Source organism: Flavobacterium sp. 25HG05S-40 (assembly GCF_052654735.1).
The window spans coordinates 1,322,293-1,347,557 of record NZ_CP199750.1; the positions used below are offsets into that span (position 1 = coordinate 1,322,293).

At 38.9% G+C, this 25,265-nt stretch carries 11 protein-coding genes; 7 read left to right on the forward strand and 4 right to left on the reverse strand.

Translation table 11 applies throughout. The features are described from left to right. Window positions 1-62 precede the first annotated feature (62 nt). The 4 genes from ACULEU_RS05690 to ACULEU_RS05705 all read left to right on the forward strand — a co-directional run bounded on the left by ACULEU_RS05690 (window position 63) and on the right by ACULEU_RS05705 (window position 16,468). Window positions 63-1,595 carry a TROVE domain-containing protein gene (locus ACULEU_RS05690; RefSeq protein WP_445454481.1) on the forward strand — a complete coding sequence of 511 codons (1,533 nt, stop codon included), beginning with the start codon at window positions 63-65 and terminating at the stop codon, window positions 1,593-1,595. A 712-nt stretch (window positions 1,596-2,307) separates the two neighbouring features. Next, complete coding sequence (locus ACULEU_RS05695; protein WP_445454482.1) at window positions 2,308-3,729, forward strand: RtcB family protein; 1,422 nt, start codon at window positions 2,308-2,310, stop codon at window positions 3,727-3,729. A 4,820-nt stretch (window positions 3,730-8,549) separates the two neighbouring features. Continuing rightward, window positions 8,550-10,274 (forward strand): MopE-related protein, encoded by a 1,725-nt coding sequence (locus tag ACULEU_RS05700; protein WP_445454832.1) that lies wholly within the window; start codon window positions 8,550-8,552, stop codon window positions 10,272-10,274. Between the two features lie 278 nt (window positions 10,275-10,552). Beyond that, window positions 10,553-16,468: a T9SS type A sorting domain-containing protein gene (locus tag ACULEU_RS05705; RefSeq protein WP_445454483.1), complete on the forward strand. Its 5,916-nt coding sequence runs from the start codon at window positions 10,553-10,555 to the stop codon at window positions 16,466-16,468. A 365-nt stretch (window positions 16,469-16,833) separates the two neighbouring features. Here ACULEU_RS05705 and ACULEU_RS05710 read toward each other — a convergent pair whose 3' ends face one another. After that, window positions 16,834-17,421 carry a hypothetical protein gene (locus tag ACULEU_RS05710; protein WP_445454484.1) on the reverse strand — a complete coding sequence of 196 codons (588 nt, stop codon included), beginning with the start codon at window positions 17,419-17,421 and terminating at the stop codon, window positions 16,834-16,836. Between the two features lie 5 nt (window positions 17,422-17,426). Further along, window positions 17,427-17,990 (reverse strand): YceI family protein, encoded by a 564-nt coding sequence (locus tag ACULEU_RS05715; RefSeq protein ID WP_445454485.1) that lies wholly within the window; start codon window positions 17,988-17,990, stop codon window positions 17,427-17,429. A 231-nt stretch (window positions 17,991-18,221) separates the two neighbouring features. Here ACULEU_RS05715 and ACULEU_RS05720 point away from each other — a divergent pair, with 231 nt between their 5' ends. Both ACULEU_RS05720 and ACULEU_RS05725 read left to right on the forward strand, forming a co-directional pair. After that, window positions 18,222-19,130 carry a winged helix-turn-helix domain-containing protein gene (locus tag ACULEU_RS05720; protein ID WP_445454486.1) on the forward strand — a complete coding sequence of 303 codons (909 nt, stop codon included), beginning with the start codon at window positions 18,222-18,224 and terminating at the stop codon, window positions 19,128-19,130. 87 nt (window positions 19,131-19,217) lie between these two features. After that, window positions 19,218-20,300 (forward strand): ligand-binding sensor domain-containing protein, encoded by a 1,083-nt coding sequence (locus tag ACULEU_RS05725; protein ID WP_445454487.1) that lies wholly within the window; start codon window positions 19,218-19,220, stop codon window positions 20,298-20,300. 135 nt (window positions 20,301-20,435) lie between these two features. Here the strand turns inward: ACULEU_RS05725 and ACULEU_RS05730 are convergent, their stop codons facing one another. Beyond that, on the reverse strand, window positions 20,436-21,203 hold the full coding sequence (locus ACULEU_RS05730; RefSeq protein WP_445454488.1) for a DUF4382 domain-containing protein: 768 nt from the start codon (window positions 21,201-21,203) through the stop codon (window positions 20,436-20,438). Between the two features lie 414 nt (window positions 21,204-21,617). Next, the gene (locus ACULEU_RS05735; RefSeq protein WP_445454489.1) at window positions 21,618-22,004 is read right to left on the reverse strand and encodes a hypothetical protein; all 387 of its coding nucleotides are present in this window, start codon (window positions 22,002-22,004) and stop codon (window positions 21,618-21,620) included. A gap of 638 nt (window positions 22,005-22,642) precedes the next feature. On the opposite strand from ACULEU_RS05735, the gene ACULEU_RS05740 reads away from it, so the two are divergent. Next, complete coding sequence (locus ACULEU_RS05740; protein ID WP_445454490.1) at window positions 22,643-25,177, forward strand: beta strand repeat-containing protein; 2,535 nt, start codon at window positions 22,643-22,645, stop codon at window positions 25,175-25,177. Window positions 25,178-25,265 lie beyond the last annotated feature (88 nt).

A 25,265-nucleotide genomic window follows, 5' to 3' on the forward strand; every position in this document is an offset into this window, starting at 1 on the left:
AGACATCTTTGTATCATCAAAAAAGAACACTAAAACATTGTTGGATTGTAAACATAGAAATCATGAAATTTAATTTTTTAACAAAACAAAAAACCAAGAACAGCAACTCTGTTGCCAATCACCAAAATGCGACTGCGTTTGCGTTAACTCCGGAATACGAATTGTATGCTGCAGTGGTAACAACCAGTTTGAGTACTTCGTTTTATGAAAAAGATACCGAACGCTTGGAGCGTATTCGTAGCTTAATTAAAAAATGTAATCCGGAGTTTGTGGCCAAGTTGGCAGTGTATGCTCGTAACGATATGTACATGCGCTCGATTCCGTTAGTCTTGGTAGTAGAATTGGCCAAAATCTATTCAGGCGATGCTTTGGTGAGCAAAATGATTGTAAACGTGATTCAACGTGCGGATGAAATTACCGAGTTGTTGGCATATTATCAAGCAGCCAATAAGCGTACAGGCGCTAAAAAATTGAACCGTTTGTCTAAACAAGTGCAAAAAGGTTTGGCGGCTTCCTTCAACCGATTTGATGAATACCAATTGGCGAAGTACAATAAAAATACGGCTGTTAGTTTGAAAGACGCTTTGTTTTTGGTACACCCAAAAGCAAAAGATGCCGCACAACAAGTGGTATTTGATAAAATTGCCTCTAAAAGTTTGGCGGTGCCGTATACTTGGGAAACCGAGTTGTCACAATTGGGTCAGACCCGTTTTGCGACTGTGGTAGCTAAGGAAAAAGCATTGGCGCAAAAATGGGAAGAGTTGATAGACAGCAACAAAATAGGTTATATGGCTTTGATGCGTAATTTACGTAATATATTGGAAGCTGGTGTTTCGAGTACCCATATTTTAAAAGTATGTGATTATTTGACTAATGAAACTGCGGTAAAAAATTCCAAACAACTGCCTTTCCGTTTTTTGGCGGCATACCGCGAGATCAAAGTATTGGATGTGGACTATGTGTCCTATGTATTGGATGCCTTAGAAAAAGCAGTACTATTGAGCTCTCAAAACATCAAAGGTTTTGATATGGATACCTCGGTTGTAATCGCTTGTGATGTATCAGGTTCGATGCAACAACCCATTGCGCCAAAAAGTAAAGTATTGCTTTACGATATCGGTTTGATGTTGGGTATGCTATTGCAAAACCGATGTGATAATGCTGTAAGCGGTATGTTTGGTGACAAATGGAAAATCATCAACATGTCGAAACGAAGCGTATTGGCGAATGTAGAGGAGTTCTACAAACGAGAAGGTGAAGTAGGTTACTCTACTAACGGTTATTTGGTTATCGAAGACTTAATCCGTCGTGGTAAAGTGGTAGATAAAGTAATGATGTTTACTGATGTACAGTTGTGGAACAGTAACAATATCTTTCAAACCTTCCAAGATTCGTGGAGTCGTTACAAAAGAATAGCCCCAAATGCCCGATTGTATTTATTCGATTTGGCAGGTTACGGTCACGCACCGGTAAGTATGGAGCGTAATGATGTTTACTTGATCGCTGGTTGGTCTGATAAAGTATTTGACGTGTTGGGTGCTTTAGAAAATAAAACCTCCGCCATCCAATACATCAATAGAATAAGCTTAATGTAGTTCCAAACCTAACTGGTTTTAAAATAAAACAAGTGTCGTAGATAAGTGTTACTTCGCTTTTAACGACGGTGTCGCGGGTTCGAGTCCCGTCTCTTCCACAAATAAAAACAGGAATGGGAGAGTAGCTCAGCTGGTAGAGCACGGTAATGTCACTTATTGCTTTTTACCTTGTTTTAAAAAATAGAAAGTTAAACCTTCCCCTCCCTTGAAGGGTTGCGCTAGGGCGAGTTGGTTGCTCAAGATTGAATAATTACCAAACCTGACAGGTTTTAAAAACCTGTCAGGTTTATAAAAAAAAAGAATGTCGTAGAGAACAGTTACTTCGTCAAATTTAGGGGAGGAATAGCGTAGTTGTAAACCCAGCAAGGCTATCCAGTTCGACTCTGGCAACGAAAAGCCCCGTCTCTGTTATCGCTTGTTACTTCTTTTTATAAGTTTAGATGCCGTAGGTAAGTGTTCCTTCGTTTGGTAGATTCATTAGGTTCGATTCCTAAAGCCACTTATCAACTATTGCTCTATTATAAAGAGTGCCGTCATAAAGAGTTACTTCGATCAAAGGAAACCCAGCTCTTTATACCTATTGCCTCTTTATTTTAAAAAAATATTTTAGTACGTAAGATGATTGCGCAGTAGCCAATAATCTTTGTATCAACAAAATCAGCAACCCGATTGGTTCATTGGAAATCATTCGGGTTCACCAAAGCAAAACAAAATGGAAAAAACAATTAACGGAAATGATTTATTGGCTTTAGGATATCCTGAAGGAACAGTAATTGGAGTGGCATTGAAAGCCAACAGAAAAAGAACAGGCTTTACTAAAGAAGGGATGTTAGCGCAGTACAAAAATGTTTTAGCAGCACCGGAATCATTTATAGAGGATGCTTTATTCGGAGCTTTGGCATTTGCCTTAATTGAAAAAGCTAACGAAAAACCAGAAGACTTTATTGCCTTAAATACCACACCAAATGCGTATGCCGTCTATGGTAGGGATCATATAGAAGAGGGCGCCAGAAAGCAAATGGAAGTAGCCATGCAATTACCAATTACCGTTGCCGGAGCTTTAATGCCCGATGCGCATCAAGGGTACGGATTACCTATTGGAGGTGTATTAGCAACAAAAAATGCCATTATTCCTTATGGAGTAGGCGTCGATATCGGATGTCGTATGGCATTGTCGGTATACGAGATTACGGAAGATTTTTATTTTGAGAACGAAGCTAAATTTAAAAGAGAATTGATTACCCATACTAAATTTGGTGCCGGTCACGGATTTCATGGTCAGTACAAATCGGATCACGCGGTTTTAGAAAGCCCAATCTTTAAGGATCATTCTTTTATCAAAAATTTGAAAGATAAAGCCTGGTCGCAGTTAGGTTCGTCTGGTGGAGGCAACCACTTTGTAGAATTCGGAATTATGGAATTCGCTGATGCGGATGCCGAATTAAACATTCCTAAAGGACGTTATGTAGCCTTGTTGACGCACTCGGGTTCCAGAGGTTTTGGAGCAACCGTGGCGGGGCATTACACTAAGATGGCTAAAGAGGTATGTAAACTTCCCGAAGTAGCAAGGAATTTAGCTTATTTGGATATGAATACCGATTTGGGACAAGAATACTGGATTGCCATGAACTTGGCTGGAGACTATGCATCCGCCTGCCACGAGATAATTCATACTAAAATGGAAAAAGCTTTAGGAGCTACTGTTTTAGCCAAAGTTGAAAACCATCACAACTTTGCGTGGAAAGAAATTTGGAACGGGGAAGAAGTATTTGTGCACCGTAAAGGGGCCACACCCGCAGGTAAAGGAGTTATGGGTATTATTCCAGGTAGTATGACCGCACCGGGATTCTTAGTACGTGGAAAAGGCGAGGTGCATGCTATCAACTCGGCTTCTCACGGTGCAGGGCGCCAAATGAGTCGTACACAAGCTGAGAAATCGATTACTGCGACCGAGATGAAAGCTGTTTTAAAAGATCATGGGGTGACATTAATTGGCGCAGGATTAGACGAAGCACCGATGGCCTACAAAGACATTAACTTGGTTATGGAATCTCAAAAAGATTTAGTAACCGTTGTTGCCAAGTTTACCCCTAAGTTGGTACGTATGGCTGATGATGGAAGTAGAGAGGATTGATGATTTAGGATTTGAGAAGGGAAGAAGCAAGAGGCAAGAGGCAAGAGGCAAGAGGGAAGAAGCAGATTACAGTAGGTACCAGGCAATAAGCATAGGCAATAAGCATAGGCAATAGCCAGTAGGCAAAAGGCAATAGGTAGTTATAAAACGAACAACTTCCAGCTTCCCGCTTCCATCTTCCAACTCGTAACTCACAAATCCTAAATCCTTTTTTTAACATTTTCAATTATTTGTGTATGTTTGCTCTCTAACAAACACTTAACAAATCTTTAAGACCTTACACTATGATGAAATTGGGCACCCTATACCAAAAAATCACGCTTTGTTTTCAGTTACTGTGCATCCTGACCTTTACCCAAATGGGGTACGCACAGCAGAAGACCAACAACTATGAAATCAAGACTTCGGTAGGCAACTTCGAATTGAAGGCGTTTCAAACAACCGACTTCCAACCGCTAACCGGAGACCGTTTTGACAACCACTACTTTCGATTGGTGCAGTTTTATGAATTGCCATCCGACAACCAACGTAAAACCTGGGAAAGTCAGGGCATGGTACTCACCGATTACTTGGCGGCTAACACCTATTTCGCTGTTATTGATCAACAATTTCCAATAGCACAATTGCGACAAAGTGTTAGAGCCATCGCGCCTGTAGAAGCGGCGTTTAAAAAAGAAGCGTCTTTGTTTTTCAAGGGCATTCCGGAACACGCCAAAAAAACTAACAATCAGGCCCAATTGATATTGAGTTACTACAAGTCGCTCAATCCCAACGCAGTGATAGCAGATTTAAAGTCAAAAGGGGTACAGGTATTAGAACACCGTGACTATTCCAATCAGTTAGATGTTTTGATAGAAGCAACTCAGCTCGATGCTGTGACCAATCTTCCTTATGTGCAGTTCGTAGGCGCATCGTCGGAAACACCGGTAAATGAAACACTAGATTATCGCAATACCACCAGTAGAGCCAACTTTTTAAATACCGGCTACAATGGATTAAACTATGCTGGTCAAGGCGTCGTAATCGGAATTGGCGAAGGAGATACCTTGGGCAATGAAATCGATTTTAAAGGAAGATTCTCAGAGGTTGGTTCTAGCGGAGTACCAGGAGATCATAAAATACCCGTTACTCAAAACGCAGCCGGAGCCGGAAACTTAGACCCAAACGATAAAAACAACGCATGGGGCGCTACGATTTTGAGTCTTCCAGGAGGGCCCAATTATAGTTCTCTTTATACCACTCATAATCTGCGGTATACCAACCATTCCTATGGTTTTTCTATCAGCGGTGGGTATGATTCCTCGGCTCGAAATCATGACCTCAGAATTGCATCGTTACCGAATCATTTGGTTTCCTATTCTTGCGGTAACTCGGGCACAGATATAGGCTATGCACCATACAATTTTGCCAATTGGGCCAATATTACGGGACAAGCAAAACAAAACAAAAATCAAATAGCCGTTGGAGCCCTTTCTGCAGAAGATGTGATTACCGGTTTCAGTAGTCGTGGACCTATGTATGACGGACGTATTATTCCACAACTAGTAGTAGAAGGTGGGGGCGGTACTTCTTTTGCTTCTCCCAAAGTAGTAGGTGATTTTGCTATACTAGCCCAAGTATATAAAGATAAAAATGCAGGAGCAGAACCAACATCCTCATTACTAAGAGCGGTAATTATGGATACTGCCGATGATCTTGGTAATCCCGGACCCGATTACATGCACGGTTACGGTAGACCGAATTTAAGAAGAGCCTATAATGTTATCAACGCGAATCAGATGGTTACAAGCAGTGTTGCCAATGGCGGTACCAATAATCATTCGGTGGTAGTTCCTGCCAATACGAAACAAATCCGTGTCATGATCGTTTGGCCTGATGTTGCCGCAGCAGTTAACGCGAACCCAGCTATTGTCAACAATTTGAACCTAACGCTGACGTCTCCTTCCGCTACCGCTTTTAATCCGTGGATATTAGACAGCACGCCCAATGCAGCCAACCTCAATATGCCTGCGACTCGTGGCGTAGACAATATCAATACTATAGAGCAAGTAACGGTTGATAATCCGGATGCTGGTTCGTGGACGGTTTCGGTTAACGGGTTTAGTGTGCCTTCGGGACCGCAAACGTATTATTTGGTGTATGAGTTTTTAACAGATGAACTTCAGATAACCTATCCGCTACAGAACCAAAAGTTTGTATCAGGTGAGGAGTACTTTTTAAGATGGGACAGCTATGGCAGCACAGATACTTTTAGTATTGCTTATGAACTGAATAACAGTGGTACTTGGGTAGCTATTGCCAGTAGTTATGATGCGAACAGCAGAGTATACCGATGGAATGCACCAACGGTTAGCGGTGGGATTAATGCGATTAAGTTTAGGGTACAACGTGGGGCTTTAACGTCGATGAGTGCTGTAAATCAGATTGGAGGACTACCGGATAACTTCAGAATTGCCAAAGTGTGCAGTGATGTCGTAACCTTGAAATGGTCACCTGTAGCTGACGCGACGTCCTATAAAGTCTATCGATTGGGAGCACAATATATGGAAGAAGTAACGACTAATATTACCTATTCTGGCTCTAGCGCCGTTCTTACTGGTCAAAGTACTTCATCGAGCGAGTATTATGCCGTAAGTGCCGTGACGAATACCACAGAGGGACAACGCACCTTAGCCATTGAAAAAGTAGCGGGCGATGCCAATTGTAGCGGAATTAGCTGGACAGGAACCGTTTCCACCGATTGGTTTACACCTGGCAACTGGTCTAGTGGCGCTATTCCAACCGCTACAGATAATGTAGATATACAGTCATCGGCAACTTTTCAACCCAGTATTGCTGCGGCCGGAGCTGTATGTGCCACTATTACGATCAATACTGGAGCTTCGTTATCTATGAGTGCTGCAACAGCATACACGCTGTCGGTTTCCAACGATTGGATTAATAACGGTACGTTTACCAGCGGAATAGGAACCATCGATTTTGTAAATACAAGCGATTACCAAGAAATTTCAGGAGTTTCCACCACTAATTTTTACTTCTTAAAAGTGACCAAAGGAACTCAAGATATCGTTCTCGAAGCCAATGCGCTAATTACATTGAATGCTCCTGCCAACCCTTTAAATTTAGTGTCCGGTACCTTTAAATTATCGAGTAATTCTAATATCACACCGTTTACTTCTGCGGCAAGTTTAAGTAATTTGAACGGTATATGGAATAATGGAGGAACCATTACTTTTGGTAACTTTAGCTGGTTTCTGAATACTGGTCTTTTGAGAACATCGGCAGGCACCACCAACGTGGGAGGAGCCAGTAACAATTCGATTACCTATCTTAATAATGGGCAGCTTATTGTCGAAGGCGGTGCGCTCAATATAGCGGGTAGATTTTCACCCAATAGCGGTACATCAAGTTGTACGGTCAAAATCACTGGTGGTACGCTTACTGTTAACAGATTCGGTTCCACAAGCACTACTAGAGCGCCTTTTGAAATGACGGGCAATGCTAATTTTACCTTCACAGGAGGAACAATCGTTATACAAAGAGCTTCTTCCAATACGGCAGATTATATCAACTTGGCTAATACTAATGTTGTATCAGGCGGTACGCTTCAAATAGGAAATGCTTCAACACCCGTAAGTCAAGTCATTCGTATCAATAGCATAGTACCTATTTATAATCTTACAGTTAATGCTTTCAATGCACCAACTGCCCGATTAGTGACTAACCATTTGACGATTAAAAATGATTTGTTAGTGGGCGGAGGTACTTTTGATGCCAACGCATTCGATACCACTATTCAAGGCAACTGGATCAACAACGGAACCTTTATTCCGAATGTTGGAAAAGTTGTTTTTAACGGTGCTGTTAATCAAAAAATAGAGGGTTCTAATGCCACCACTTTCAAAGGATTAACCCTAAACAATAGCTTAGGCCTAACATTAAACAGCAGTGTTAATGCTTCCGTAGACGGTCAACTGAACCTCACTAATGGCGTACTGACAACAGCTAGTAATAAACTGATCATTACTGCCAATGGTAGTGTACTAAGAACGACCGGACATATTTTCGGTAATTTGCAAAAAGCTTTCAGCGCCGGCAGTCTCAGCAATACTTTCGAAATAGGGGATGCCCTTCTGTCTAAGTATACTCCGGTTACCGTTTCGTTTGCCTCAATTGGTACTGCGGGTAGTGTAACCGCAACAACCCAAGCGGGTGACCATCCGGAGATAGCCTCTTCAACCTTAATTCAGAATAAAAGTGTCAACCGTTACTGGAATTTGCAAAATAGTGGTGTTGGATTTTCTACTTACAATGCTGTTTTTAATTTCCTTGCTTCCGATAAAGACGGGGCAGCTACTGCGGTAAATCTTAAAGCAGGAACTTATACGTCATCGTGGAGTTACCCTACCACAGGGATAGCCAACAGCACTAGTACCGAAGTAATAGGTGCAACTACTTTTGGAGACTTTCAATTGGCAGAAAATTGCGTGGATACTTCAAGTACACAAACAGTTTCCGCTTGTACTAGTTACACCTGGACAGCTAATAATCAAACCTATACCGAAAGTGGGAGCTATGAGTACATAAGTCTTACTCCAAATGGTTGCACGGATACGAAAACCTTGGTGTTAACCATTCTACAGAATGTAATGCCAACTTTTACGCCGGCAGCACCAATTTGTTCCGGAGCTAGTTTATCGGCATTGCCAACAACCTCTAACAACGGTATCATCGGGACCTGGGCACCGCCATTGGATAATACCACCACAACTACCTATACATTTACACCAAATATTGGACAGTGTGCATCAACGACTACGATGACTATCACTGTAGTACCACAGTTGCAATGGTATTTAGATGCGGACGGAGACCACTATTACACTGGAACTGCGGTTTCTTCCTGTACTTCTCCAGGAACAGGATATACTACTACGGTAACAGGTGGTGACGATTGTAATGATGCTTTAGCATCTATAAATCCAGGAGCTACTGAAATTTGCTATAACAACCTAGACGACAATTGCAACGGTACTTCTTCGGAAGGCTGTGCCTCGGTGGTGGTCAATATGACACCATCCTATCATAATACCACATTAGTTTCATTAGCAGCAGCAATTCCGGCCATTGCCTATTCGTATCCCGGAGCTGTAAATCTTAAATACCGTTTCTCTATCAGAAATACTACAACTAACGTAACAGCTCCGGATATTATCCAGATTTCTCGTTATGTAACGATTCCAGCAATTATTCATACGCATGGCGCTAGTTATACCATTACTGCTTCTGCAGTGATTAACGAGGAAATTGTTCCTTTTGCAGGAAATACGATTACGGTAAATTCTCCAGCAGTTCCAGTGATTACGTTAAGTACTTCAAGCTGTGGTGCTACTTTAACTACTTTAGCTTCTAGCTTAACCGCAAATCCTGGATTGAATGCTACAGGATATACCTTCCGTATTCGTTTGAACGATTCTAACCCATCACCAACTTATGGTTTCTCACCATCAGCGACTCGTTTTGTAGGAGCAAATACCTTTACAGGTTTCCCATTACAATACGGATCAAGCTACAGAGTAGCGGTTCAGTATACGTTTACTGACCCTGTAAGTGGTTTACCGGTAGATTCAGGTTATGGTGCAGAGTGTGTTGTAAATACACCTTCTATTCCGGTAACGAGTATGGCTTCACCTTCTTGTGGTGGCACAGTATCCGCTTTGAATGCTAATATGGCAGCTAGAGCAGCTTCATACGCTACAGGATATAGATTCCGTATCCGTTTGTTCTCAGACAATGGCCCAACGCCAACGTATTATCAGACAGCGGTATTACCAAGTCGTTTCTCATCATTGACAGCGTTCCAAGGTATCACGATTGCTTACAGTACAGAATATGCTATTTCAGTACAGTACAGCGTCTTGAACGGAGCTACTACAGAGTGGTCAGCTTTTGGACCAGATTGTAAAGTGACTACACCATTCTTCCCAACAACAAGTTTGGTTCCATCACAATGTGGATTGCTAACACCAACGTCGTTGACTCAACAATTGAACATTACACCTTACCCAGGTTTCCCCAACTACAAAGTGTTGTTAGAAGAAATTGATGGTGAGACAGTAGTTACTTCAGAAGAAAGAGAGATTGTATATTCTAACTTTAAATTGAGTGATTTTGCTATCGCACAATTGGGTAAAAACTACAACATCTCTGTTGCTATCAAATTAAACGGTGTGTTTGGAGACTATTCAACTGCCTGTGATGTCTTTACCGCTGCGGAAAGCAAAGCGTTAATTCAGACTCCATTTACAGCTACGGCGTATCCAAACCCATTTGCGAACAACTTTATGTTGGATGTGAAAACAAGTAGCCAATCATCAGTAAGCGTAAAAGTGTACGATATGGTAGGTAGACTAATTGAACAAAGAGACGTTAGCGTTTCGGAAATGGAATCAACAACCATAGGAAATCAATATCCAAGCGGTGTTTACAACGTAGTGGTCGCACAAGAGGATACTATTCAAACGGTTCGAGTGGTGAAAAGATAAAGCTATCTTTAAATACTAATAAGAAAGACCTTCGAGAAATCGAGGGTCTTTTTGTTCAATGGAGTTAGTTATGTTATAGATACTAATTAGAAGCACCCCCAGTTATCAGAAGTATGTAAAACAAAACAAATGAGAAGTTTGTTCCTTTTAAGTGTATTTCATCGGTGAAAAAACGTATTTAATCTAAAATTTGTTTCATGTTAAAAAATAGTTAACCAAACATTATTTTTATCATCAATAACTTACCTAATTTTAAAGTTCAATTTTAAATAATACCAATGTATAAAAATTACACTTCTATTGGTTTGGGTAGGGATACCTCTTATAGAAAAGAACGAATCTCAAGTTTTGGCTTTTGGTCAAAAGGAAGGTTGTTGAGCTTAATGCTTTCATTCGGTATGCTTTTTACCGGGTTTACGACAAAGGCGCAAGTCAGCAGTCTTATGAATCCAACGTATGGATATACGTTTTTAAACACGACTAGCACGTATACTGCGTTGAGTGGTGCTACAGTGTATCAATCGGGTACTGCAATAAATACAGATGCCGTATCGAGTGCGATTACACTTCCATTTGTATTTACCTATAATGGAATAAAAGAAAGAACTATTTTCATTTCCAACAATGGGTTTATTACGTTTGGGACAGCTCCGGCTGCTGGTAATTATGTGCCAATTTCAACCACTACATCTAGCGGTTATAATGGAGCTATTGCGGGTTTTGCCTTAAATGCTGTAGCATCAACTGCTTCGGGAGCAGCTCCAGAAATAAGCTATGGAACTAATGGTGGTGGAGATTTCGTAATTCAATATCAAGATATCGCTCAAACCGGTGCTGCCGCAGGTAGAATGACTTTTCAAATTGTTTTGAAAGTCGACGGTAAAACAGTACAGATTGTATATGGTCCAAACAATGCAGGTCTTGCCGCTACAACAACAGCTCAGGTGGGATTAAGGGGGACTAATCAACAAGACTGGAATAATCGTACCATTGGTAATACAGGAAACTGGAATACTAGTGGTGGTTCTGCAGGAACATCCAATACCGATGGTATGGGACATAGAGCTGCAGCAGTTTTACCTACATCGGGACGAACTTTTCAATGGTCGCCAACAGCGTATACACCTACTTACTTAGCGAACGCTGGTGGGGTTGTTCAAGAGTTTACTACTTGGACAAACGGTTCAGGATTGGCAAACGTTCCTACGGGCAATTTTGGAACTAATGGCTATGGTAATGCCTCATGGCAAATAGACAATACCACAGCAACTACCACAACTAGTGGTTGGACAGGAACAAGCGGATCCTATTCTCCTGCAGATTATGTAGCTGCAGTGGGTGGACGTTCTGCGCGATTCCATACTTTTAACGCTACTTCTCCGCAAGTAGGTTATTTGGATTATTATGTAGATTTGAGTAGTATTTCAGGAACACCAACAGTGGATTTTTATTCTATCAATCCAACAGGAGTCGATATTTTACAAGTGTTTTTATCTACTAATGGTGGATCAACATTTACGCAGATAGGTTCCAATATAGGAACATCATCTTCATGGACAGCACGTTCTATTTCATTAGGAGCGACGAATTCGGCTACTACCATTATTCGTTTTAAAGCGACTTCAGATTTTGGTAATGATGACATTGGTATTGATCACTTAGTGGTTACACCTCCACCTGCTGTACCTACCATTACTGGTTTTACGCCAACATCGAACTTATGTGTAAACGGTGGGCAAACAGTTACCATTACAGGTACCAACTTTTCCGGAACTAATGCCGTAAAGTTTAATACTGTTAACGCCGCATCCTTTATTGTTGTTAATAGTACTACAATTACAGCAGTTACTCCAGGTGCATTAACATCAGGAACTATTACCGTTACAAATCCAGCAGGTACAGCGACAAGTGGTGCATACACGGCTGTTGCAAATCCAACCGTTGGGGTAACACCATCGATTGCTACTTTTTGTTCCCCTGGTGGAACGCCGGTAGCCTTAACAGCTAGTGGAGCTACAACTTATGCATGGGCTGGTACTGGCACTCCGGGATTATCTGCCTCTTCGGGAACTTCCATAACAGCAAGTCCTACAACTGCTACTACTATAACTGTCACGGGTACTGATGGTAATGGCTGTACCAATACGGCCACATCAAGCATAACTACTGCACCCAATATTACATTCAGTTCAGTAACTGCTACGCCTGCTACTATTTGTACAGGAAGCAATTCACAATTAGCAGCAACAGTCACTACAGCAGCTGCTTACAGCGTATCAGCTATTACTTCTCCTACTTTGGAAACACCTGGAGCAGCTACAGTTACTACACTTTCATCTGCTGCAAGTTTCCCTGTGAATACAAATGGAACTGCCGGAGACGATAGTTATTCTAATGCAATCACACTTCCATTTAGCTTTAGCTTTTTGGGTAGTTCTGTAACACAACTATGGGCAAGTACCAATGGTTACCTGACGTTCACAAATCCAAGTTCGATAAGTGCTGCTAATCAGAGAGCACCTCAAACACTACCTAGTAGCACCAATCCAAGCAATTTAATCTCATTGTTTTGGCACGATATGGATATGAGAACTGCGGGTGATATTAAATATTACACAATAGGTACTGCACCAAACAGAAAATTTGTAATGGAGTTTAATGCGATTCCAAGTTTTTCAGGAGGTCTTTTACATAGTGGACAAGCAGTTTTAAACGAAACATCTAACATTGTTCAAGTGTATATCTCATCATCAGCGGCCGCAACAAAATCACTTGGTATTGAAAATACAGGTGGTACAGCTGGATTAGCGGGTACCGGCAGAAATAATGTAAGTTGGGCTGTTACTGCACTTGAGGGATGGCAATTTGCTCCTCCAGTAGTTACTTACTCCTGGACACCAACTACTTTTTTATCTGACGCTACTATTGCCAATCCTATAGCTACAGCCGTTAATAGTACTACTGCTTACTCAGTTACTGCCTCTGTAGGCGGATGTACGACTGTTACTGCAGGTAATGCAACTGTTACAACTACTTCGGGAGCTATTATTTTAACTGACCCAGCAAACACGACAATATGTGCTACGGAAACAGCGTCACTTTCAGTAGTGGCAAATGGTCCAAGTCTAACTTACCAATGGCGTAAAGGTGGTATTGATATCCCTGTTGGCTTAAATGCTAGTGCTGGAACAAATACTTTACTATTGGCCAATGTTAGTGCTGCTGATGCAGGTACTTATGATGTTATAGTTACTTCTACTTGTGGAAGTCCTGTAACTAGTCTTGCTGCAACGTTAACCATTAATCCGTTACCTGCTGCTGTGCTAGTATCGGGAGGTGGAACTTTTTGTTCGAGTGCTACAATCACTGCTTCTAATGGTAATGATGGTACACTATATTTCCAAGGAACAACTTCAGGAGGAACATCTACTGCTACTCCTTCTGCATCAGAAACAGTAACGGCATCGGGAACTTATTATTTCACTGCCTTATCATCAGGTGGATGTTGGGGACCACAAGGAAGTACTTCTGTAGTCATTCAAACTCCAATAACCGTTAGTGGTTCGGGCACAACTATTTGTGCCGGCGATACGGGATTATTGAATGCTTCTTCTAGCTGTTCCGGTTTTATTAACTCAGGTACATCTATTACAGGTTCATGGTCTTCGACAAGTCCAACTGCTAACAGAATTACAACATCAATGGATAACAATGCCACTTGTGGATTTAGTACGACTGTTAGGAGATATACTGCAACTCAGTTTCAAGTATCTGTTACAGGAGCTTATGTTTTTGCCATGAATGAAAGTGCTTCATTTGATGGTATGGGTTATATTACGTCGGGCGCATTTACCCCTGGTAGTTGTGCAACGGGTACTTGGGTAAGAGGAGATGATGATGGTACCGTTGACGGCACAACAACAGATGAGCCAATTATTGGTTCTGCTGCTGGTGGTGGTGCCATGGTTCTTACTTCAGGTGTTACTTATACCTTATATTCAGGTCTTTTTACCAATGTTGATGCTTCTTATACTTGGACGGTTACTCCTCCTAGTGGTGGTCAAATTATGCTACCAGCTAGTGGCGACATTCAATGGTATACAAGTACAGGTACTCTTATTGGTACCGGATCACCTTTCAATCCAATTGGGGCTAGTGGCTCAGGTTTAACAAACACCAATACGCCAGGAACGACTACATACTATGCAGCTTGTTCTTTAAGTTCTGAATGTAGAACTCCGTTTGATTTTGTAATCAATCCAATACCTGCTACACCAACAATCACAGCAGGAGGTACAACAACGTTCTGCTCAGGCGGAAGTGTTGTGTTAACAGCAAGTGCTGGAGATAGTTATTTATGGTCAAATGGAGCTACTACACAAAGTATTACGGTAACTACATCTGGAAGCTATTCGGTTAGTATTATTAGTTCTTTTGCCTGTCAAAGTGCTTCATCTACTGCAACTTCAGTAACAGTAACAGCACAACCGGTTTGGTATCTTGATGCTGATACTGATGGTTATTATGCAGGAACTGGAAATGCTACAACTTCATGTACTTCTCCAGGTATTGGATATACTACAACGGTGTTAGGAGGAAATGACTGTAACGATGCTAATGATGACATTTACCCAGGTGCCCCAGAGGTTTGTTGGAATGGAATTTTAGAAAACTGTTCGGGTACGTTATCACAAGGTTGCGCACCAGTAGTGGTTAACATGACTCCTTCTTTTAACAACAGTACTTTAGCATCGTTGGCAACAGCGGTTCCAGCGGTAGCTTATTCTTATGGAGGTTTCACGAACATCAAGTATCGTTTCTCTATTACGAATACTACTACAGGCGTAACAGCTCCGGATATTATTCAGACTTCTCGTTATGTAACGATTCCAGCTGCTATTCATACGCATGCTGCTAGTTATACCATTACTGCTTCTGCAGTTATTAACGAAGAGATTGTTCCTTTTGCAGGAAATACGATTACTGTAAACTCTCCAGCAGTTCCAGTGATTACGTTAAGTTCTTCAAGCTGTGGTGCTACTTTAGCAACGTTAGCTTCTACCTTAACCGCTAATCCCGGATTGAATGCTACTGGCTACACGTTCCGTATTCGTTTGAATGATTCTAACCCAACACCAACGTATGGTTTCTCGCCATCAACGACTCGTTTTGTAGGTGCGAATACCTTTGTAGGTTTCCCATTGCAATACGGATCAAGCTACAGAGTAGCAGTTCAGTATACCTTTATTCATCCTGTGAGTGGTTTACCTATAGATTCTGGCTATGGTGCAGAGTGTGTCGTAAATACACCTTCTATTCCGGTAACGAGTATGGCTTCACCTTCTTGTGGTGGCACAGTATCCGCTTTGAATGCTAATATGGCAGCCAGAGCAGCTTCATACGCTACAGGATATCGTTTCCGTATCCGTTTGTTCTCAGACAATGGCCCAACGCCAACGTATTATGAGACAGCGGTATTACCAAGTCGTTTTTCATCCTTAACAGCGTTCCAAGGTATCACGATTGCTTACAGTACAGAATATGCTATTTCAGTACAGTATAGCGTCTTGAACGGAGCTACAACAGAATGGTCAGCTTTTGGACCAGATTGTAAAGTAACGACACCATTCTTCCCAACAACAAGTTTGGTTCCATCACAATGTGGATTACCAAATGCAACATCGTTGACGCAACAATTGAACATTACACCTTACCCAGGTTTCCCTAACTACAAAGTGTTGTTAGAAGAAGTAGAAGGAGAAGATGTCATTACTTCAGAAGAAAGAGAGATTGTATATTCTAACTTTAAATTGAGTGATTTTGCTATCGCACAATTGGGTAAAAACTACAATGTTTCTGTTGCAATTAAATTAAACGGTGTGTTTGGAGATTATTCAACAGCTTGTGACTTATTTACAGCGTCAGAAAGCAAAACTGTGGTTCAAACACCATTTACAGCTACGGCGTATCCAAACCCATTTGCGACAAACTTTATGCTTGATGTGAAAACAAGTAGCACATCATCAGTAAGCGTAAAAGTGTACGATATGGTTGGTAGACTAATTGAACAAAAAGACGTTAGCGTTTCGGAAATGGAATCAACAACCATAGGAAATCAGTATCCAAGTGGTGTTTACAACGTAGTTGTAGCACAAGAGGATACTATTCAAACGGTTCGAGTTGTAAAAAGATAAAACTATCTTTAAATACTAATATGAAAGACCTTCGAGTAATCGAGGGTCTTTTTTTGGTTCTAAGCGAAGTCACACATGTTGCAAACTATTTTTACCTAATGTAATCTAATTTGTATATTAGCTGAAGCAGAAGCAGGCTGTAATACCTATGGGCTGGTTGTGCGTCATAATAGATAGTAAAACTTTTCACAGACTGAAAATAGAAAAATGAAAATAAATTAGTCTAAGTAATTTTTGTGACAAGCAACTTCCTTTCTTGTAATGGACAAAGGAAATCTGGACAAAAACAGAAGGAAACAAAATTTATCGGCATTGGGAATATTTCTTTTAGCCAGGTAACTTTATCCTATTTTATTATTATTCATTTATTCACAACTGTTGGTTTGAAGTTTTATTTTGTCTAATGTTGCCCAGGATTCATCTCTAAATTCTTTTGGAGAAAATTTAAAATGAGGTATGTATTCTTCCTTTATTTTGCAGTAATAAGTCTCTATTCTACAATACAAATTAATAATTTTTTTAGTTGTAAAAGCATCATATGTTTTTATAATTCCTGTAAAATTAATGCTACCGTTTTTAGAGGGATCATCTATAAACAAAGCTTCAGTTTTTGGTATAATTATCGTTTTATCCTCATTTACAACTTTCATCAATCCATCATAATATTGGATTACATTTTCTTCGAAAAATTTAGCTGTAGGCTTTGTTTTCAAATTGATATCCCATGCAAAAGTAACCACCCAAAAACCATCGCTTGTTTTGTCTTCCCATCCTTTAGCAAATCTAATGTCTTCAAAACCTGTGTAATTTATTTTTGGCGCAAACCAAAAAGGAACTTCAATAATTTCTTTGCCCCAAGTACTATCTACTGCTATTAAGTTTATAGTGTCCTTATTTTGACTAAAAACAGTAATTGAACAAAGTAATGTTATAAAAATAATTAAGCTTTTCATTGTTATTATATTTTTATAGAAACTTCAAATCCAATAGCATCAGAAATGGCACTGTCTTTTAATTTGTTGTTATAATTTACTTCCCATAGTGTTCTATCAATTTTAAATCGAGTTTTTAATTCCTTTTTGTCAAAGCTAAATTCGGCTTCAAAATTAATTGGTTTTGTAATTCCTTTTATAGTCAAATTAGCATAAATTGTTGCATTTGTTTCATTTGAATATTCCACCTTGGTAATCGAAATTTTTGATTGAGGAAATTTTTTTACATCAAAAAAATCGGGATCCTTTAAATGACTTACAAGACCTTCTCTATCATTTTTGCTTTTTAGATCTGTATTTGTAATGGAATGCATATCAATGATAAATTCACCACCACTAATTATGTTGTTTTTTTTGATAAAATAGCCTTCTTTAAAAGCTATATAGCCTTCATGTCCACCAAAGTAAAACGTATAATTTGCAATCCATTTGATTGTGCTTTTTTCAACGTTGATGTGCATTTTTTCTTGAGAAAAGCAATTTGTGTTTAGTAGTAAAACAACGGTAATTAAAAGTAGCATGTTTTTCATGATTCTTGGTTTTAAGATTATTTGGTAAAACTATTTCCTGATTCTGAAAAGCATGTCAAATGACTGTAAAAAAAGTGTCAACGATTGTGAAATTTGATTGAAATTAGAAGTAATGATTTGCGATATTAATTTTTAACGCCTTTGTTTTAAGATTGAAAAGGTGTTGTTTCCCAAACTATATAACAAACTATCGTAAACTATTCGCTAAAATGTAAAACATATATAAAAAAAGTGTCAACTGTTTTAAATAATGAAAAATTTGTTTGTAATTTGTTGAACATGGGTCCACGGAAAATTTATTTCTACAGCAGTCTTTGCTTAGCACTTATTGCAGCAATAGTATTTTTAACTTCGAAAAAAAATATCGAAACCTCTCCCGAATTGGTTAAAATAGCCTTGCGAGATGTTGGAAATAAACTTTTGTTATCTAATCAAGATAGTACGTCACTTATTCTACCCGTTCAGAAAGTAAATATGTCTTTATACAAACTTTCTTTTGAAAAAACACTTGCAATTAACCCCGATAGTTTGGTTGCTATTGTAGCAAAAAGTTTTCAAAAAGCAAACCTGCCCAATCATTACCAAATTGAAGTTAAACATTGTATAGATGATGAAGTAGCCTATAGTTTTATAAAATATACCCTCGAAGAAAAAAGTATCATTCCTTGTAGTGGGAGATTTTTGCCAAAGAAGTGTTATACAATCGAAGTCCTAATTTTTAAAAAATCAGGATGGTTCACTAACGACTTTCTATGGGTTGGACTTTTATTAGTAAGTCTTATTTTATCTTTTATTTTCTTTCCTAAAAAGAAAAAGGTAACAGCTATTGATTTAAGTGCTGAAAATTGTATCCCATTAGGAAAGTTTAAATTCTTTCCTGCTGAAAATAAATTAATCGTCAAGGCCATTGAAATTAGTTTGTCTAAAAAGGAAGTTGAATTACTAACCCTATTTATAGCTAACCCTAATAAAATCATCAAACGGGAAGAACTTTCCAAAAAAGTATGGGAAGATCATGGCGTTTTTGTCGGCAGAAGTTTGGATACCTACGTTTCTAAATTACGAAAAAAATTGAGCGATGATGATTCCATTAAGCTAACAAATGTACATGGGATTGGGTATATGCTTGAGGTTAAGTAAGGATGTTTTCAAATTTTAAAGCATTTTTTTTCGTAATTAATGTAAAATACGTAATCTGGGTTTAACCCCAAACTTAAAAATACAGAAATGACAAGTAACATGATAAAAACCATCTTGATCTTTTTTGTTTCGAGTAGTTTCCTCTCCTGCAATGGACAAATGAAATCTGAACACATACAGAAGGAAACAAAAGCAATACAAATTGGTAAATTAGTTTCAGAACTTGACAAGCAAATTTGGAGAATATTTCAAGACTCAAAAGGGAAGTATTGGTTTGGAAGTAACGGAAAAGGTGTCTATTCTTTAAACGGAAACGAGTTGAAACAATTTACAACACTAGACGGATTAGTGAACGATTCCATACGTGGAATTCAAGAAGATAAAAACGGAAATATATACATCGAAACACACAAAGGAATAAGCAAATTTGACGGAAAGCACTTCACCACTTTAAAGGCAATAAAATCGACTTATAACCAATGGAAACTTGATCCGAATGACTTGTGGTTTGGTTACAATGCGAACGATTTATACCGTTATGATGGCGATTCTCTTTTTGAACTACAATTGCCACGAAAAGATTTAAAAAAAGCGTTTGGAATTGATACGCTCATCAGCCCTTTTGATAGCAATAATCCTTATTCCGTTTATGGTGTAAATAAAGACAAAGGCGGAAATATTTGGTTTGGAACTTTTGTAGCAGGTGCTTTCCGATACGATGGAAAATCGTTTTTGTGGTTTGATGAAAAAGAACTTTCTATACTTCCAGATGGAATGGGCAGAGGCGTACCATCAGCTCCTGGCGTGCGTTCCATCATTCAAGACAAAGAGGGGTATTTTTGGTTGAGCAATTTTATTAGCAAATATAAAATCGTAGCAAACGCAACAGGGTATAAAAAAATAAAGGGAATTGAAAAAGATAAACCTCAATATTTTAATTCGGGAATAGTAGGTAATGATGGTAATTTATGGATGACAACATATATAGGTATTGTCTGGAAGTATGATGGTACAACACTATCAAGTTTTAAAATCAAAAATGAGAAAGAGGTGGTTTTACTAGTTTCAATCTACCAAGACAAAAATGGTATTCTATGGTTAGGAACAGATAATGATGGAGTTTACAAACAAAATGGAGATGCGTTTGAAAAGTTTAGACTCAAAAAATAAAAGCAGCCACTAAGTGCAGTTTCCCCAAGCAGTTTAACTATAGTAGGTCACAATCACTTGTACCATCACTTAAAAAAACGCCTGCAAATTGCTTCACAGACGTTTAAAGTTTTCATTAGGTTTTGAGCGAGTATTTTACATGCTAACAGTACCGATATTGGTGGTGTTATCAGCGGTAACGACCACAACATTTACCTGTGTTACCGGAAGAGCCGGTAATTTTGGTGTAGCAGTAAACGTATAATTACCTGCTGGCAACCCTGAAATTTGAAACTGCCCTAAAGCATTTACCGAACTAGAATATACTACGTTAGAAGAAGAAGTAGCCGTTACGGTAACTTTACTCCCAATAGTATTCACCGTACCTTTGATGTTTCCCGAAGTAGAAGCTACTATCGTTCTCAATACTGGTTTTAGTTTGTAGGTTCCAGCTCCAGTTTCTACTACCGAGGTGTTGGCATCAAAATCAATTAAGATAGTGTTTTCTACATTTTCCAATAGGGTTTGGTTGATATTGATTTTCAAACCACTTTGATCCGCACTTGGCGTATCTAACGGATAGGTAATACCATTAAGACGCACCGTATTATTAGCTCCTAATAACAATCTGATTTGTGTTGCCTTTACATCACCAAGCGCACTCGTAGCAATTTGGGTGCTGATGCCATTAGAAAGCTCTAACAGATTGTAAATTCCGGCGGTCGTGTTTAACGTTATTGACTGACCATTATTCCCAATCACTTCTACAGCTTGCAAATCGATATTTACTTCGTCGTAAGGTCCGGGAGCATCCGTCATCTTCACGTTATAGGCATACTTTCCTGATCCATTAGAATCGCTACTGCAAGAATTTAAGGTAATCCCAAATACAACAGCTATTGCCATTATCATTAATTTTTTCATATTGTTTTTTGTTATGCTGTAAATTAAGTTTCACAACCTAACAAAGGTGGTGTTATTGGTAGCCAGTATGTTTTAGAATCTGTAGTAAGGCTTGTATAATTACCATGCTATGTGCAAGAAGCAAGAAGCAAGAAGCAAGAAGCAAGAAGCAAGAAGCAAGTTGGAAGCTGGAAGAAGCATATTTGTGTAGGCAGTTGTCAGAAATAATTTAAAATTTAGAATTTAAAATTCAAAATAACAACTCCCATAGTTCCACCACCAAAATACGTTGTTCAAAAAAAGCTACTGCGTCCTATTAACGTCCTATTAACGTCCTATCAAAGTGCAATCAAAGTGCAACAATACATAGTGAAAATCTCAAAAAAAAAACGCCCATGAAACTCACAGGCGTTTTCTCACTATGAAAATTACTAACTATTTCATTTTACCAATAACTAAACCAACAGCTGCTCCAACTAAAGCGCCCATCACAATCATGATGATCATGTCTAAACCCATTAATTGATAATCTGGATTGTTGTTCATAGAATTACTAAAGAAATTGCTATGCAAACCTAGAAACAGTCCTAAAACAGTTCCTGCTTTTAATCCACTTGCAGCAGTGCTTATACCAGCCCAACGAGTATAAATAAAGGAAACTAAGAATCCGAAAGTCATGCATCCTAAGAAAATAAAGGGCATATTCTCTTGGCCGTTACTTGGAAAGTTCTCCTTAAAAAGTATTCCGTAGAAAAGCCAACCGAGCAAAAAGTCAACAATGCCGCCGACGATTCCTCCAACAATAAAGTTTTTTACATTCATAATTAAAAGTTTAATTGGTTAATGTACTAAAAGTATTGATTAATGAATAATTGTTAAAAAAAGTATTGATTAATTATTAACTATTTCATAATCAGGAATGTTGATAACGTGCTTTCCTAAATATTCTGAAACTCTTATAGTATTTAAATTATTACTACTAAGTGCCAAATTCATCGTTTGTTGTCTTTTCAAATTTTCAAAGTTACTTTCCTACTTTTTGACTTCGATTGACTTCTAAAAAAGAAATTATTTCCGATGAGATGATAGGAATGATTTAGAGTACCGGATTTATCAATTATATTATTTTTTGTAATGAAAATTGCGGTTATTGGAAAAATAAGTACTTATAATTTTCAATTGAATAAATATTTAAGAAACAAAATGCTAAAAAAAACTATACATTAACAATACAATAACTGTATTTTAAACTAGTACTACAGCTAGAAATTCCTTTTTTCCTCAATCATACACTCGATTACGGCATTTTAAAACTGGGTTTTGAAAATATACCGATTGTATAGTTATTATATACTGTTAAGCAAAGACTATTCTTTAAAACTTACTTATTTTTAATATTCCCCAAATTTTAAGATGTAAGCGCTTCCTACACCAGCTTTCTAAAATTTAAAATATCAGACATGAGACCATTTCTATTTTCGGCATTTATGCTTTTTTCTTTTCATTTTGTAGGTGCTCAAGTTGGGATAGGTACCGCAACTCCCGCCGCAACATTAGATGTAACCGCCCTGAACCCAACAGGAACAACGACAGGTGTTGATGGAATTATTATTCCAAGAGTTACCCGCGAGCGTGCTCAAAGTATGACGGGAACGCCAACATCTACAATGATTTATGTTTCCGAAGTAGTCACAGGCACTGCTGCAGGAACCACGGTTAATGTTACAAGTGTAGGTTTTTATTTTTTTAATGGAGCTGCTTGGGAACGTTTAGGAACGGGAACATCAAATGGATGGACTACAATAGGAAATACAGGTATTGTAGATGGTGTGAATTACTTAGGAACAGCCGCTCTTACCAATGTTGACGTTGCTTTCAGAAGAAATAATTTGGCTGCTGGTAAAATTGGGGCTACAAGTACATCATTTGGATTAGGTGCACTTACTTCTGGAGCATCGACGAATAGTTCGGCTTTTGGTAATAATGCTTTAGCAGCTAACTCGACTGGTGCTGCAAATGTAGCAATAGGAACTAGTGCTTTGGCAACCAACACTACATCTTCAAATAATACTGCAGTTGGTTTTAGTTCATTGAATGCAAATACTGCTGCCGGGAATAGTGCATTAGGATATAGAGCTTTGGGTTCAAATTCAAGTGGTGCTAATAATACGGCTGTTGGTTTTGATGCGGGTTTTGCCTTGTCCTCAGGCTCTAATAATATCATGATTGGGGCTAATACGGTTGCTCCTAGCGCAACAGGTAGTGATCAGTTGAACATTGGAAATACCATTTATGGAAGTATAGGTGCTACAAAGAATATTGGTATTAATCAAACAACTCCTCAAGGTGCTTTAGATATTGTTTCTTCAAATAATGGTATTTTAATTCCCAGACTAGCTCTGTTAGTCGGAGCAAACTCTTCATCGCCAGTAACAACTATTGCAGACTCAGAAGTAATATATAATACGGCTTCCGTTGGTGCAGGTATCAATGCAGTTACACCAGGTTTTTACTATTGGAATACCGCTACCGCCAGATGGATACGATTCAATACAGGTGCAGCAACAGGTTGGTTGACAACTGGAAATGCTGGATTGACTGCGGGGACAAATTTTATAGGTACAACTGATGCAGTAGATGTTTCTTTTAGACGAAATAATACTGCCTCTGGCTTTATTGGAGCAAATAATACTGCTTTTGGGGTTGGTACTCTAGCTTCAAATTCAGGAACAAACAATACTGCTTTCGGAACCAATGCTCTTGCTGCCAACAATACTCCAGCTGATAATACTGCTATTGGATATAATGCTTTGGCAACAAATACTTTCAATGCTGGGGGAGGGAACCAAAATACGGCGGTAGGTAGTGGTGCGTTGGCCACTTTAAATGGAGGAATAGGTAATACGGCTGTTGGTTACAATGCTTTAAATGCATCTGCCACTTTATCTCAATTCAACACTGCTGTTGGTGCAGGTGCTATGTCAGGTACAAATAATGCTGCCTCTCAAGATAATGTTGCGGTTGGCTACAATTCATTAAGACAGCCGGGGACTATTACAAGAACGGTAGCAATAGGTTCTAATGCATTAGTGAATGCTGCTAACAGTTCAACAAGAAATACTGCTATTGGTGCTTTTGCAGGAAGTGCTACAACAACTGGAACTGATAATATATTTATAGGTAACTCAGCCGGTAGTGCCGAGGCCGGAGCTAGTAATAATAAATTGTATATTGAAAACACTAATGCCAATGCGAGCAATGCTTTAATTTATGGTGAGTTTGATACAAATATCCTTCGAGTGAACGGTACATTACAAGTAAATAATCCTGCAGGTGTAACTGGTTATGCTTTGCCCAATGTTAGAGGAAATGCAAATGAAATACTTCGAACAGATGGTGCAGGAGGTACAAGTTGGGTTGCAGCATCTACTATTGAAACCGATCCGCAAGTTTCATCAACTACCACAAATGCTATTCCGAGATGGAATGGAACTACACTTGTTGACGGCGTGATAGTTGATAATGCAACCAATGTAGGTGTCGGTATGACACCTGTAGCAGGTAACAGACTCGATGTAAGTGGTAAGACGAGAACAACGAGTTTAGAAACTGCTAATTTTCAAATGACAACAGGTGCAACAGCCAATTATGTTTTGACAAGTGACGCTACCGGAAATGGTACTTGGGTAAATCCCACAGTTAAACCTTATACTACAACAGGAACCTTAACAGGTATTTACAATGTTTCATTAGCAGAATATACTGTAAGAGTATTTAATGATGTTTCTGAGGTACGACTTCCGGCAGCAGCAGCTAATATTGGTAAAGTCTATATAATTATAGGAAGTAATTTAATTACTGCAAAGATTCTTTCTACAGCTGGAGGTGTCATTTATGATGATGTTACCAACGCTACTATCACGACTATAAACCCTAACGAAAGATATATGGTCCAAAGTGACGGTAATCTGAATTGGATTGTAATTGGACGATAATCTGAAAATCCAGGGTTAAAAAAAACACTAGTTACTATAAGTAACTAGTGTTTTTTATTTATAAAGTAGCTGTCATTGCGAATTTTGT

Bases quoted from the DNA above. Each gene is read 5' to 3' on its own strand.
- ACULEU_RS05695 (WP_445454482.1), top strand. From the start codon at position 2,308: ATGGAAAAAACAATTAACGGAAATGATTTATTGGCTTTAGGATATCCT.
- ACULEU_RS05705 (WP_445454483.1), top strand. From the start codon at position 10,553: ATGTATAAAAATTACACTTCTATTGGTTTGGGTAGGGATACCTCTTAT.
- ACULEU_RS05730 (WP_445454488.1), bottom strand. From the start codon at position 21,203: ATGAAAAAATTAATGATAATGGCAATAGCTGTTGTATTTGGGATTACC.
- ACULEU_RS05735 (WP_445454489.1), bottom strand. From the start codon at position 22,004: ATGAATGTAAAAAACTTTATTGTTGGAGGAATCGTCGGCGGCATTGTT.
- ACULEU_RS05715 (WP_445454485.1), bottom strand. From the start codon at position 17,990: ATGAAAAACATGCTACTTTTAATTACCGTTGTTTTACTACTAAACACA.
- ACULEU_RS05690 (WP_445454481.1), top strand. From the start codon at position 63: ATGAAATTTAATTTTTTAACAAAACAAAAAACCAAGAACAGCAACTCT.
- ACULEU_RS05725 (WP_445454487.1), top strand. From the start codon at position 19,218: ATGACAAGTAACATGATAAAAACCATCTTGATCTTTTTTGTTTCGAGT.
- ACULEU_RS05700 (WP_445454832.1), top strand. From the start codon at position 8,550: ATGACTATCACTGTAGTACCACAGTTGCAATGGTATTTAGATGCGGAC.
- ACULEU_RS05740 (WP_445454490.1), top strand. From the start codon at position 22,643: ATGAGACCATTTCTATTTTCGGCATTTATGCTTTTTTCTTTTCATTTT.
- ACULEU_RS05710 (WP_445454484.1), bottom strand. From the start codon at position 17,421: ATGAAAAGCTTAATTATTTTTATAACATTACTTTGTTCAATTACTGTT.